Annotated in this window: 11 protein-coding genes and 1 pseudogene; 10 read left to right on the top strand and 2 right to left on the bottom strand. The window is 31.3% G+C overall.

What is annotated here, in order from left to right; all coding sequences use genetic code 11:
• Positions 1 to 125: 125 nt before the first annotated feature.
• The 4 genes from APS56_RS01160 to APS56_RS01145 all read left to right on the top strand — a co-directional run bounded on the left by APS56_RS01160 (position 126) and on the right by APS56_RS01145 (position 3,449).
• Positions 126 to 1,160, top strand: a complete 1,035-nt coding sequence (locus tag APS56_RS01160) for a DUF4365 domain-containing protein (protein WP_054723998.1) — start codon at positions 126 to 128, stop codon at positions 1,158 to 1,160.
• 326 nt (positions 1,161 to 1,486) lie between these two features.
• The gene (locus APS56_RS17100; RefSeq protein WP_236778444.1) at positions 1,487 to 1,696 is read left to right on the top strand and encodes a transposase; all 210 of its coding nucleotides are present in this window, start codon (positions 1,487 to 1,489) and stop codon (positions 1,694 to 1,696) included.
• Positions 1,697 to 1,885: 189 nt separating this feature from the next.
• On the top strand, positions 1,886 to 2,737 hold the full coding sequence (locus APS56_RS01150) for an IS3 family transposase (RefSeq protein WP_082379216.1): 852 nt from the start codon (positions 1,886 to 1,888) through the stop codon (positions 2,735 to 2,737).
• A 40-nt stretch (positions 2,738 to 2,777) separates the two neighbouring features.
• The gene (locus APS56_RS01145) at positions 2,778 to 3,449 is read left to right on the top strand and encodes a hypothetical protein (protein WP_054723995.1); all 672 of its coding nucleotides are present in this window, start codon (positions 2,778 to 2,780) and stop codon (positions 3,447 to 3,449) included.
• A 127-nt stretch (positions 3,450 to 3,576) separates the two neighbouring features.
• On the opposite strand, the pseudogene APS56_RS17275 reads toward APS56_RS01145, so the two are convergent.
• A pseudogene (locus tag APS56_RS17275) lies at positions 3,577 to 3,711 on the bottom strand (IS110 family transposase); the annotation flags it as partial.
• 362 nt (positions 3,712 to 4,073) lie between these two features.
• On the opposite strand from APS56_RS17275, the gene APS56_RS01135 reads away from it, so the two are divergent.
• The 5 genes from APS56_RS01135 (at position 4,074) to APS56_RS01115 (ending at position 10,258) form a co-directional block, all read left to right on the top strand.
• Positions 4,074 to 5,075, top strand: coding sequence for an alpha/beta fold hydrolase (locus APS56_RS01135; RefSeq protein ID WP_054723991.1), 1,002 nt, complete (start codon positions 4,074 to 4,076; stop codon positions 5,073 to 5,075).
• Between the two features lie 17 nt (positions 5,076 to 5,092).
• Positions 5,093 to 6,373 (top strand): sulfatase-like hydrolase/transferase, encoded by a 1,281-nt coding sequence (locus APS56_RS01130; RefSeq protein ID WP_054723989.1) that lies wholly within the window; start codon positions 5,093 to 5,095, stop codon positions 6,371 to 6,373.
• 131 nt (positions 6,374 to 6,504) lie between these two features.
• Entirely contained in the window at positions 6,505 to 8,079 is a 1,575-nt protein-coding gene (locus APS56_RS01125; protein ID WP_157757586.1) for a tetratricopeptide repeat protein, read from the top strand.
• 342 nt (positions 8,080 to 8,421) lie between these two features.
• Positions 8,422 to 9,075 (top strand): peroxiredoxin-like family protein, encoded by a 654-nt coding sequence (locus tag APS56_RS01120; protein WP_054723985.1) that lies wholly within the window; start codon positions 8,422 to 8,424, stop codon positions 9,073 to 9,075.
• Positions 9,076 to 9,790: 715 nt separating this feature from the next.
• Positions 9,791 to 10,258 (top strand): DinB family protein, encoded by a 468-nt coding sequence (locus tag APS56_RS01115; protein ID WP_054723983.1) that lies wholly within the window; start codon positions 9,791 to 9,793, stop codon positions 10,256 to 10,258.
• A 51-nt stretch (positions 10,259 to 10,309) separates the two neighbouring features.
• Here APS56_RS01115 and APS56_RS01110 read toward each other — a convergent pair whose 3' ends face one another.
• Positions 10,310 to 12,283: a M1 family metallopeptidase gene (locus tag APS56_RS01110; protein ID WP_054723981.1), complete on the bottom strand. Its 1,974-nt coding sequence runs from the start codon at positions 12,281 to 12,283 to the stop codon at positions 10,310 to 10,312.
• Between the two features lie 98 nt (positions 12,284 to 12,381).
• On the opposite strand from APS56_RS01110, the gene recG reads away from it, so the two are divergent.
• A complete protein-coding gene (gene recG / locus APS56_RS01105; RefSeq protein WP_054723979.1) occupies positions 12,382 to 14,484 on the top strand; it encodes an ATP-dependent DNA helicase RecG in 2,103 nt (700 codons plus the stop codon).
• The last annotated feature ends 1 nt before the right edge of the window (position 14,485 follow it).

Here is a 14,485-nt window from a genome sequence, read left to right as displayed (position 1 = left end):
CGGCGGATTCGACTACGTCCGAATCCACTCGGAATTGCTAACGTCTGTGCTAAACCGAAAATTAACGCATATTAACCCGTAACTGACGGTTATACGAGGCCGTTGTATGTCATTTAAAACAAGGAATGAGAGATATTAATACTGAAAGAATTGGAGTTTATGCTACTGCCCTTTTAATTACTAAAGAATTAGATTGGATTTTCAGAGAACAACCAATTGTAGACGTAGGAATAGATGCCTTAATCGAACAAAAACTAAATGGAGAACCGACTGGAAAATTTATTTCTGCACAAATAAAAACTGGTAAAGGGAATTTCCACGACTCTAAAAACTCATTGACACTTTATGTTACTAAAATTCATTACAACTATTGGCTGAATTCAAATCTTCCCGTAATTATTATTGCTCATCTTCCTGAAACAGATAAAACAACTTGGGAAATTGCAAATGAAGAAACATTTAAAAAAACACCTACTCAATGGAAAATTCTAATACCAAAATCAAAGAACTTAAATGAAAACTCTATTGATGAATTAAATAAAATCATATCTGGCAACAAACAAACAGATTTCGAATTACAAGTTCAGAACGGAGAATTGAGCCAATCTGAAATAGACCAAATTGTTGAAGATGCAGGTTTATTCAGTGAATGTATAAAAAGCTTAAATACAATTTCAGATTTAATTTCAAAACTTGGAGAAGAAACAAAAAATCAGAGAATTAAAATAGACAAATTTGTAGACCAAGGTTTATCTGAATTTGACAAGAGAGTTAAAAAGAGTGTTAAGGTTTATTCAGAATCGATGAATTCTATTACTTATAAATTGAATGCCGAAATCGAAGAATTCGCCTATTACTTTGCGAAAGTTTTTAGTGCTCAAGAAAAAGTATCAATAATTGTATATCACATCGAACAAGATTACGCAACTCTTCAAGATTTACTTGATTCACTAATCAATCTCAAACCGAATATGCGAGAATCTATTGAATCAATGAAATTCTTGAGAAATTCTGTTTCGGGACTACCTAAAAATAATGCACACCTGAAAAAAGCAAGATTAAAATTTTTAGAAGTTTCCAATCAAATAATTAAAGAATTTAAATTAGCTAAAAACATCAACAACTCATTTATAGAAACTTTAAACGAAAAATTAGGATAAAAACGCCATACAACAAAGAACTGAGGTAAAAAACAAGTCATTTCTTCAAAAATATTAGACACTATTATATTGGGCTTACAAATTCAAGTAGTTGATTTTGTAAGCTTTTTTTTATGCTTTCTGATTTATATCTAATTTAATAGATTTCAAACTTAAGCCGTATATAATTTATTGCTGGTTCTAGCCTACTTACGAAAATACTCGCGTATTTTCTATTCGGTTTTTATTTGCTAAATTACGTGCTTAACCACGCAACAAACCATATACAAACACGTTGCAAACCATTTTGACCCGTCCTGAATATAGGCTACATAATTTTAAACATTATGTACAAAAATGACAAAGTAATCAGACGGTATTCAGAACCTTTCAAACTGAAAATTTTAGCCGAACTTACAACCGGTAAACACACAAAGAGCGAACTTTGTAAACTCTACTCCATTGCTCCAACAACGGTCAACGAGTGGATTAAAAAGTACAATCGTAAAGATCTAATGAACACCAGAGTAAAAGTGGAAACAAAAGACGAAACCTAACGAAGTGGTTCAGCGAAGCTAAATATCTAGAATTAAAGCACTTCAAAAAGAGATTGAACAGCTTAAAAAACTACTGATTAAAAAGGATTTAGATACTTTGGTTTTAGATTCATACCTTGAGGTAGCTGCCGAAGACTTAGGCTATAAATCTGTAGCTGAACTAAAAAAAAAGCTAAGTATAAAGCCTTAATTAAAGCTAAAGAGAAATCTAAGGGATTTACATCTTTAACAACTATAACGCGTTGTTTTGGTCTTAAACGTGATGCGTATTATAAATACAAATCTAGAGCTGATAAGCGGTTAATACAGGAACAACAAATTATAAAAATAGTCAGTAGAAAACGTAAATCCCTTCCTAGAGAAGGTGTGAGAAAACTCATTAAATCGTTAGACAATGAGTTTTACAAAGCCAATATTAAAGTCGGCAGAGACTCTTTATTTAGCGTACTTAGAAAGTATAATATGCTCACACTAAGAAAGAAAACCAGTGCCAGAACTACAAACTCTTATCATCGCTTTTATAAATACAATAACCTGATAAAAGATAGAAAAATTACAAGGCCAAATCAGGTGTGGGTAAGCGATATTACCTACATAAGAACCATTAAAGGATTTTGTTACTTAGCACTAATAACAGATATGTATTCTAGGAAAATTGTCGGTTATGATCTAAGTGATAGCCTGGAACTAAAAGGATGTGTTAGAGCTCTAAACAAAGCTCTGTACCAAACAAAGAGCACTAAAGATTTAATACATCATTCAGACAGAGGCATACAGTATTGCAGTAATGTATACACACAAGTTCTTAAAAGAAATAAGATAGATATTAGTATGACGGAAGAAAACCATTGTTACGAAAATGCCATGGCAGAGCGTGTAAACGGCATATTAAAAGATGAATTTTATCTCGACCAGACCTTTGATAACGTGGATCACGCGAAAAGAGCTACAAAAAATGCAATTAATTTATACAACCAAATAAGATTACATTTATCTTTAGACTTCAAAACACCGAATATGGTATATAAATTATCAGCTTAAAAACAATTTTAACCTGTAGCCATATTTCAGGACGAGACATATGAAAAAAACACTCTTACTAATATTAATCACTTGTACAATTGGAATATTAAAAGCTGAAAACATTGTTACAGCTCAATATCCTGATAAAATTACATTCAAAGGAACTGAATACAATCTAAATTCAAATCCACTCGAACCATATTTCGAAAAACACCCTGACAAACGACCTCAAGGCGGAATGATGTCTACTGCTTTGTGGCGTGGATATATTGCATTCTTTGAAATTATTGATGAGCAATTATTCTTGACTGATATTAAAATTGAAGTTTCGGATAAAGATTCAGATGATGATTATGAAACAAAATGGATTTCTGCATTTAAACAAGTTTTTCCAAATAAAGAGAAAGCTAAAATAGATTGGTATACTGGAATTCTGATAATACCACACGGAAAAATGGTCGAATATGTTCATATGGGTTACGCATCGACTTTTAGCAAATATTGGCTTCTCGAAATTGATAAAGGAAACTTTAATGAAGCTCGAAAATATAAAAATAAGGAGTTTGTAAAATTCAAAAAACGTCAGTTCGAAAAGTTTGAAAAAACTGAAGAATACAAAAAACTATATGCGGAATTAAAAGAAAACGATGAATATAACGATGATGAATTTATAAAATCATTTATTTCTGATTTTGTAATAAATTATACGACAAAATTTCTAACTGAATAAAATACTGTTGCCAACAAAGAACTGAGGTAAAAAACAAGTCATTTCTTCAAAATATTAGACACTATTATATTGGGCTTACAAATTCAAGTAGTTGATTTTGTTTGCTTTTTTATTCTATTTTTTTTAATTACTTAAGCAATACAGAAACGTAAGTTTCATCATACGCTCTGCCTGATTTCGCAATTGCAAAGCATTGTTTAATCAGCTTATTAGCTACAGCTATTAATGCCACTTTCTTGCTCTTTCCTTTGTTTACTATACGCAATTCTCTCTTTTGTTCTTTCTGATTTACACCTAATTTAATAGAAATCAAACTTAAGACGTATAAAATTAATTGCTGGTTTTAGCCTACTTACGAATATTCCGCAGGAATATTCTATTCGTTTTTTATTTGCTAAAACACGCAACGAAATCACACACAAAACCATTGGTTTTAATTAAAAAGGTTTTACCTACATTCAATAACTTAATCAATGTCAATACTTGTAAATCAAGTAGAATACAAAATTGTAAAGCAGAACCTACTGATATTGTTAGAATTGTACTATTTTAGCAAGCGACGATTCTAAATAGATTTTGAATTAAGTAATTTGTGCAAATGGCACTATAATGTAGAAAAATAAAATGGTAAAAAAAATAATATTTTGGGTTTATTTGTTGGCGAATTTCCATTTTGTAACAGCACAAACCGAAAAGTTACAATGGTTAGATATTGAATTGTCCAATTACCAATATCCGTACGAAGTTTCGTTTTTGGAATTAACGATTCAAGAACAAAACCTAAAAATGGCGTATATGGACGTTAAGCCAGAAGCATATAACGGCAAAAACATTGTGCTTTTTCACGGTAAAAATTTTAATGGTGCTTATTGGGAAACAACCATTAAAGCCTTAACTAATGCAGGGTTTCGTGTAATCGTCCCAGACCAAATAGGCTTCGGGAAATCGTCTAAGCCATTACATTTTCATTATACCTTTCAGCAATTAGCACAAAACACAAAATCACTTTTAGACACATTGGGTATTGAAAAAACAGCCATTTTAGGACATTCAATGGGCGGAATGCTAGCCACTAGATTTACCTTAATGTATCCAGAAATAACAGAAAAGTTTATTCTAGAAAACCCCATTGGCTTGGAAGACTGGAAACTAAAAGTACCTTACAAACCTGTAGAATGGTGGTATAAAAATGAACTCAAAAAAAGTTATGAAGGGATAAAGAAATATCAATTGGTGAATTACTATGACAACAATTGGAAACCCGAATATGATCAATGGGTAAATTTATTGGCCGGTTGGACGTTGAATTCCGATTATGAAACCATAGCTTGGAACAATGCCTTAACGTATGATATGATTTTTACACAGCCCGTTGTATACGAGTTTAAAAATATCACTGCCCCTACTTTACTAATTATTGGAACCAGAGACAGAACCGCACTTGGTAAACCGCTTGTAAGTGAGGAGGTAAGAAAAACTATGGGTTTGTATAATCAGTTAGGAAAAGAAACGCACAATAAAATACCTCATGCTAAATTAGTAGAGTTAGAAAATGTAGGGCATCTTCCTCACATCGAAAAATTTGAAGCTTTTATTTCTCCCTTAATAAAGTTCTTGCAAAATTAAGTTCAGTTAAACGCTTCATGAAGAAATATATAATACTTACTGGGCTAACAATTTCCTTACTATCCTGCAAAAACAATCAGACGATTAAAGAGGTTGAAAGTTCCCCAAACATATTATTAATCATAGCAGACGATATGGGGAAAGATGCTTTAGCCGGCTTTAAAGAAGGGGAAGTAAAACCACACATTCCAAACATCGATGCGATTAGAAAAAAGGGGGTGAATTTCACAAACTTTTGGACCTATCCAACGTGCTCGCCTACCAGAGCATCAATGATTACCGGTAAATATGGATACAGAACCGGTGTAAGGTGGGCAAATCAAAAATTAAGCGAAAATGAAATCCTGTTACAAAAATATATCAACGACCACACCAACAATAGCTATGCAACCGCTGTAATTGGTAAATGGCATGTATCTGGATACGATGCAACAATTAATCCAGAAACCTTTGGTATTGATTATTATGAAGGTATTTTTATAGGCTCTGTAAAAGATTATTACAACTGGCCATTATCCAATAATGGGAAACAATCCATAAGCAATGAGTACACCTCAAAAAAGTTTACCAATTTGGCTTCTCATTGGATTCAAAAACAAGACAAACCTTGGTTTATGTGGTTAGCATATAATGCTCCACATACACCTTTCCATATTCCTCCTGCAGAAATGCATAGTCAAGGAAATTTACCGACTTACAAAGAAGGTGTAGACCCAACACCTTACTTTATGGCTTCAATTGAGGCCATGGATTATCAAATAGGACAACTGTTAAGTTCATTATCAGAAGAAGAAAAAGAAAATACGCTTATCATTTTTATGGGTGATAATGGCACCGAACCCCTTGTAACACAAGCGCCATATGCTTCAAATCAGGTGAAGAGAAGTCTTTATCAAGGGGGTATTAATATGCCCCTATTTGTATCTGGTAAAGGCGTGGAAAGAAAAGGGACAGATAACAATTTAATTACGAGCACTGATATGTTTGCCACAATAGCCGAAATAGCAGGAGTGGAAATTGATGAAATAAACGACAGCAAAAGTTTTAAGTCGCTATTCTCTGAAAAAAAATCAATCAGAAAGTATCAGTATTCTGAAATGAAGAATGAAAAAAATGATGCTTGGACCATTAGTAATGGCACCTATAAGCTCATCGTATTTGCTAATGGTATAGAAGAAATGTATAACCTCATTAATGATCCTTACGAAAAAAACAACATACTGAATGCCAATCTAAATACTATTGAAAGAAGGTCTAAAGAAGCATTAGAAACCGAATTGTTAAGGATAAGACATTAAAATAACTATAGGCTTGTAAACATACGAGCCGAAACCGTTGTGCAGAAGCTTGACCCGCCTTGAATAAAGGCTAAATAATTTTAAATAAACGGATTGATTAAAAAATATTTAAACAAGTTAAACTACTAATAATGATTTATAAAAAATACGTCTTATATATATTTCTTTTGGGAACATTTTATTTAAATGGACAAAATTATGTTTTTGAACTATTAGGTAATACAATGACTGAAAAAGAGTATGATAGGTTTAATTACAAGTCAGGTACATATACTAGAAACTACGGCCAAAATAAGATAAACAAATTACTAAAGCAAAAGAACATAGATTTTTTAAAGAAAGTAGCTTTTTTCAAATATTTAGATTTTTATTTTGGAGATAAAAAGAAATATAATTTAAGCAAAGGAGCTTCATTTTCTTGGTTTATGGCCGCATCTAATTTAGGAGATAAAGAAGCAAAATATAATATTGGGTTGTTTTATTTATTTGGTTACGGAATAGAACAGGATTATAATACTGCCGTTACTATTTTTAGTGAGTTGTTGGAAGAAGGTTTTGAACCTGCTCGTGAAGTATTAGGTTATTGTTTTTATAGAGGTTATGGTTTAGAAAAAAACATAGACAAAGGATCATATCTTATATTATCAAGAAGAGATAAATTAGTACAGCCATTAGCTAAAGTAGTACTTGGCGAAATCTACCTTAATGGCTATAATATAAAAAAAGACACCTTAAAAGCAGTTGAAATTTTTCATGAAAAAATTAGGTTCCATAATAGCCAAAATCAACTTATAAGTTTACTATATTCTGAATCAAAAGTAAGTGTTAAAAAAAAGCTTATTGAATTAGAAGGTCATTCTTATGATGCTTTAAGTTACCTATACCGAGAATCTATAAATCGTAATTCTTCCAAATTAACTCCAGAATTTTACTATGATTACTCTAAAATTCTTCTTAGAAGTAATTATGCAAGTAGAACTTGGGATCAAACACAAGAAGCAATTAATTATTATAAAAAATACAAAGATACTGTTGATTACTCTGTAAATGAAGATGATTGGTACTACGGCCATAACCTCTATTATAAAAATTATCTTAGAGGTGATATTTATTTGGCTAAAACTGGAGTAGAAGTTATGGAGAAAGCCGCTACCAATGATAATCAGTTTGCAAGAGAATTATCTAAAATTTACCGAGGTTCTGCATATCAACATATTAAAAATTCGAAAAAAGCAAATTTTTGGGAACTTAAGGCAGATCTTTACGAAAATTCTAATACAGAAATTTCTACAATTATAGCTTTAGCAACTGGCAACGGTATAGATAAGAATATTACCAAAGCTTATCAGTTAGCCAAAAATAGTTTTGAAAGAAGCTCTGAATATGATAAAGATTATGACGCGTTTTATTATTTATATTTTAGTTTATGTAAAAAATCCAAAACAGAAAATTCTGATTATTGCCTTAGTTTAGAAAAAGCTTATGCTAAACATATTTATTGTTGGAACTGTGATACTAAAGGAAGGGTTAGTTGCGACACTTGTGATGGGCTCGGGAAAACAGAAACATATAGAAATAATACAGAGCAATGTAGAATCTGTAATGGTTTTGGTTATCTTAAATGTAAACCTTATCAAAATATACCAAGAAATTATATTATTGAATCAATCCCTTCTAATTATAAAGAAATCACACATTTACATTAGATATTTTTTTCTTTAAACATAACGGAATGAGGCATATGAATATTCAACATAATGTCAGCAACACTTAAAAAAAATAAAGAAAACGTTAGATTTAGTGTCGAAATGAACGTATCGGAATTTAAAGTAACATAAGCAGTACTATCAACTAAATACTGTGATAAAAAGCCAGTAAAATGGCTTGAAATATTTTTAGGTTAATCGAAAATTCTCTGAATTCCTCTCTGGTTCACCCCTTTTTACTAACTTTAGTACTTTTACAAATTACTAACTCACAAATACGGTATACACAACAAACGCCATACGTAAAAATATGACATTTAAATATCTTTAATTAATAGAATAATGCAAAAATTAAAAGAACAAACTGATGCTAAAATAGCTGCAGGTCGAAAAAAAAACCCTGAGTTTATGCAAGGGGTTGATGATATAATTATTAAAGCAAAAGCATTTCAACAAGGAGATAAAGCCATTAATATTGGTGAAAAGGCTCCTAATTTTGAATTGCCTGACCCTCTTGGAAACCCAATATCATTATCAAGCTTGTTAAATAAAGGACCCCTTGTTATTACATTTTATCGTGGCAGTTGGTGCCCATACTGTAATTTACAGCTTAGAGCTTTACAAAATAAATTAAGTGATATTCAAAAACTTGGTGCCACATTAGTAGCTATAAGTCCTGAAGTACCTGATTCATCAATGACAAAAAATGAAATTAGTGAAATGGAATTTATTGTATTGTCTGACCAAGACGCTAAAGTTGCTTCACAGTATGGAGTTGCTTGGGAAGTTCCTGAATTTTTATTAGATCATATGCAAATAGATAGAAATCTTGATTTAAAAAAAATTAATAATGGAAATGGTAATATACTACCTATTCCTGCAACTTTTATAATAGGAAATGATCAGATAGTCAAATGGAGCTATGTGAATGTTGATTATAGAACTCGTTCAGAACCTGATGAGATAATTGAAGCTTTGAAAAATATCATAAAATAAAATAACCAAATGATTTGAAAAATCGTTTTTTTTGGACGATTGCTACTGTTATCTACTTAAATAATTAAGTAGTTTTTTAATATTTTAAGTTTGACAGAAAACTAAATGTACAAATAATGAACGCTTATTATTTTTCTTTTATTTAAGAGCCTATAAAGGGATATATTTAACTCAAACCCCTTAAAATAAATGACCGCGCATTATTTTTTCCTGTAGATTTAAAGAAACAAAATCAGCTTTTTTTTACAATAGCAACTTTTTAATACCTTGTGCAACATCTACAAAACTTATAGTTTATACTAACCGTTGTGTTTAATATAGACAGAACTAAATGAAAAATGGCAACTGAAGAGCTGAATCTTTTAGCTATGTGCATCTATAAATACGACTAACTTATAAAGCTTATGACCTATATAAAAAAACATCCATTTCCTCGTTCCAAAGTGACAGTAAACGAAAGCTTGAAAAAATAGGACAAATATCAAAACCTAACTTTGATTGTTACAAGAAACTTTTTTTTTCAAAATAACCCCTTCAACTATCGCAATAGAAAATGATAAACAAATGCTTTTTCTATAGAGTAACTGAAAAAAAATAAAACCAAACTGTCGAAAATATAAGTAATAGGTAATGTTAAAAGTTAAAGTTTTACAAACCCTATCAAGCCATATGCTTAATCTAACATTTAAAAATTACATGCACCAAAACAAATAATATGACTCAATCTGCACTCATAATTTCAAATTTTACAGAAACAAGAAGAAGAAGTACAATGCTTTGGAGTGGACTTCCTGAGAGTTATTATAATTGGAAGCCAGACCAAAAAGCAATGTCAGCTATTGAAATGATTAGACATGTACTTCAAGCTGATTATGGATGGAATCTAATCATCAACCAAAAAGATATGTCTAATTATGTATCACCTTGGGAAAACAGGCCTTACCTAAGTGTTTCTGACGAACTACAATTTGCTAAGCCATATCGCAAAGCCTTCTTAGAAAGCATTAAACAATTTTCAGAAACAGAGCTAGCTGAAACTAAAATCATACATCCCGGAAACGGAAAAAAGAAAACCCTGGGAAAATATTTATTGCGGATTGCATATCACGAATCTGTCCACACTGGTCAATTTTTATCCTATTTAAGAGCTATGGGAGTTAATAGACCTAATATTTGGGACTAAAACAAACATACTATCAATTGCAGAAACAGTTACCATGTACAACTATATAATTTAGTTTTTTAATAACTCCTTTGCCAACTTAGCAAATTGCCAGTTATGATGCGTTGTTGCTTTTTCTAAGTTTTCTTTACAAATATCCTGACATGCTTGTATTTGAGTTAGATACCGAAAAGCATTTATACGAGTTTCAAAACCGTATTTAGCACTTGTATAATCTGTTAATTCATTAAAATAATAAGATTTTTTTTCTAACTCAAAATCATCAGTAATTAAAGCCAAGGTTAGCCATAATGTCCTAATATTTTTATCATTAAACCCCTGAATTTCTCTTGTTTTATTTAAATATTTTTTTCGTTCTTCTGGAAAGTTCTTCCATAAATTAAATAAAGCAATTTCTTTAGTAATATAAGATTCATCTTTTAAAAGAGATTCATATGCTTTCTTTAATTCTATGGGAATTTCTGTCAAAGACTGAGCTATTGTTTGACGAACTTTCAAACTATTTTTAAAATCTTCTTTTTGTATATAATTAGAACTTTGAGAAACTATTTTTGATTTTGCTTCATCTGAAATTCCTGAATTCAGATAGTCTTTACATCTTGATATAAATACCTCACAATCAACCATCAAATATTCTTGAATAAAAACAGATTTTTTTAAACTCTCTAAAGCCAAATCATATTTAAAATCCTTTTCTTTCAACCACAATTCAACAAATTCACCCAAACTTTTTCCGCTCTCCTTTTCCACTTCACGGATAAAATCATTTGTTTCTACATTGTTAAATTCATGCTTTTCAATATAGTTTTTTACAGCCTTTTTAAAGGCAACATTACCTATTTTCTCTCGCAATAAATGCAACACCAAAGCCCCTTTTTTATAAAACGTAATACTTGTAGATTTTGGATCTAAAAGCGACGTACTCTCCCCTATTCTATCTTGATCTAATAATTCTTGAGCATATTGGTATAAACTCCAATAGTAATAATCATCTCCAAATACATTACGCTCAGCCAACAACGCATAATAGGTAGCAAAACCTTCTTGAAGCCAATGATGCGTTCCTGAAGTTTCTGTAATTAAATTTCCAAACCATTGATGCGCCAATTCATGAGCATTAACATTTACATAATTTTTATCAATAAATGCTATGGAATCTACCATAAAAGCATCCGAAAAAATAGTGGTACTTGTGTTTTCCATTCCAGCATATAAAAAATCCTTAACAGGTACCTGTTTGTAATTTTGCCAAGGATACGGTACGCCAATTTCGTCTTCTAAAAAATCAAACATCTGCTTGGTGTAGCGATAAGTGGATTCAAACTTTATAGAATCTTGAGGATAATAATACATTTCTAAAGGAACTCCACTATTAGAAATTTCAACTTTTTTATTATATTTCCCTATAGCTAAAGCGACTAAATAGCTGGACATAGGATGCTGCATATCGTAATACCATTTGCTTACTGAATCTGCAACTTGCTTATTAATGAGTTTCCCATTGGCAATAACTTCATAATCAGAATCAAAAGTTACCGACAAATCAAATTCAATTTTATCATTCATATCATCAATGCTCGGCAACCAATTACTCGTGTACTTACCTTGTCCTTGAGTCCAAACTTGCTTATTAATGATATCTTGACCACGCTCAAGGCTCAATTCATCTTGCTCCCAATCAATAAAATACATGGCTTTATTAGGATTAACTCTCCAAGTGACATACAAAGTATGCTGTGTATTAGCTTTAAAAGAGTACTTGACAATCAATTGATTTCCATTATATAAACTACCTGAAAATTTAGCGTCTAAAACATAATTGATACTTTTAAAATTTTCTGCATCTAAAAAAATAGAATCAGTGTCTTTTAAAATCTCAAACTCATACAAAACAGTTCCAAAAACCTCTTTTTTTGTTAAGTCTCCAAAAGCAATATCTGCTTTAGCAGTCTTAAAATCAACATATTCAGATTGTTGAGAAAAAGAAAAAAAAGAGAAAACAAAAAACAGCAAAAAATATTTCATAAATAGAATGATAGCAACGATGATACCAAAATACATTTTTAAAAAGTAATAACACAATCAGATTTCCATTTTCATGAGAATTAATTAAATTCGCTTTTATGTCTGTTAACCTTCAAACACCCATAGATTATTTAAAAGGCGTTGGCTCTAATCGTGCTAATTTACTGCGTTCAGAATTAGGCATTCATACTTACCAAGATTTAATCAACTTATTTCCAAATAGATATATAGACCGGACGCATTATTATAAAATTAACCAATTACAACGAAACAATGCAGATATTCAAGTCATTGGGAAAATAATTGAATTTAAAGAAGTAGCACAAAAACGTGGCAAACGTTTACTTGCTACATTTGTTGACGAAACAGGTGTTATGGAATTGGTCTGGTTTCGAGGACAAAAGTGGATTCGCGAAAACTTAAAGCTCAACAAAACCTATGTTGCTTTTGGAAAACCCAATTGGTTTAATGGGAAATTTAACATCGCACATCCAGAAATGGAACTACAAGAAGATCATGAAAAAAACCTTCGCTCAGCCATGCAACCTGTTTATCCCTCTACTGAAAAATTATTGAGTAAAGGAATATCAAATCGAATGATTAGCAAAATCATGCAACAATTATTCATTGAAACCAAAGGGAAATTCATTGAAACTTTACCAGATAATTTACGATTAGAACTAAAATTAGTTAACAAAAGTGAAGCGCTTTTTAATATCCATTTTCCGAAAAACCAGGAGTTACTTTCTAAAGCCCAATTTCGATTAAAATTTGAAGAATTATTTTACATTCAACTGCAATTAATTATTAAAAATTTAATTCATAAATCAAAAATTAAAGGCTTTCCTTTTGAAAAAGTTGACACCTATTTCAATAGCTTTTTTAAAGACTATTTACCCTTCGAATTAACAGGTGCTCAGAAACGCGTTTTAAGGGAAATTCGTTCTGATTTAGGTAGCAATGCTCAAATGAATCGACTTTTACAAGGCGATGTAGGATCTGGAAAGACTATAGTGGCTTTTATGTCAATGTTAATAGCACTTGACAATGGTTTTCAAGCCTGTATGATGGCACCGACTGAAATTTTGTCAGTCCAGCACTACAATGGACTACTCGAACTATGTAACAAACTAAAAATCAAAATACAACTACTAACAGGTTCAACTAAAACTTTAAAAAGAAGAGAAATACACAAATCACTTGAAAATGGAGACTTACAAGTAATAGTTGGCACCCACGCCTTACTTGAAGACAAGGTAAAGTTTAAAAATTTAGGTCTCGCAATTATAGACGAACAACATCGATTTGGAGTAGCACAAAGAAGTAAATTATGGCATAAAAACATATCACCTCCCCACGTTTTAGTAATGACTGCAACACCAATTCCTCGCACTTTAGCTATGTCTGTTTATGGCGATTTGGACATCTCAATTATTGACGAATTACCACCAGGAAGACAGTCTATAAAAACTGTCCATCGGTATGATAAAAATCGGTTAAATGTGTTTCGATTTATTCGTGATGAAATTGCAAAAGGCCGGCAAATTTATATTGTCTATCCATTAATTCAAGAAAGTGAAAATATGGATTACAAAGATTTGATGGATGGCTATGAAAGTATTTCCAGAGAATTCCCTATGCCCGATTACCAAATATCAATTGTTCACGGAAAAATGAAAGCCGCCGATAAAGATTTTGAAATGCAACGCTTTATTAAAGGAGAAACTCAAATTATGGTTGCAACAACGGTTATTGAAGTTGGCGTAAATGTACCCAACGCCTCTGTAATGATAATTGAAAGTGCTGAAAGATTTGGCTTATCACAACTACACCAACTTCGTGGACGCGTAGGACGCGGTGCAGAACAAAGTTATTGCATTTTAATGACTGGGCACAAACTTAGTAACGATAGTAAAACAAGATTAGAAACCATGGTTAAAACTAGTGATGGTTTTGAAATTGCCGAAGTTGATTTGCGTTTACGTGGCCCTGGTGATATTATGGGCACGCAACAAAGCGGGATTTTAAACCTTAAAATAGCAGACATTATTAAAGACAATGATATTTTACAACTAGCCAGATACCATGCAAAAACAATTCTTAAAAAAGACAAAAAACTTTCTCTACCTGAAAATCTAATAATTCTTAATACCTACAAACAACTTAGTAAGTATAAAAATATCTGGAATTATATTAGCTAAC

It is taken from the genome of Pseudalgibacter alginicilyticus (genome assembly GCF_001310225.1).
GTDB lineage: Bacteria > Bacteroidota > Bacteroidia > Flavobacteriales > Flavobacteriaceae > Pseudalgibacter > Pseudalgibacter alginicilyticus.
The sequence above is the reverse complement of the archived record's forward strand: the minus strand, read 5'-3'. Positions and strand labels throughout refer to the sequence as shown.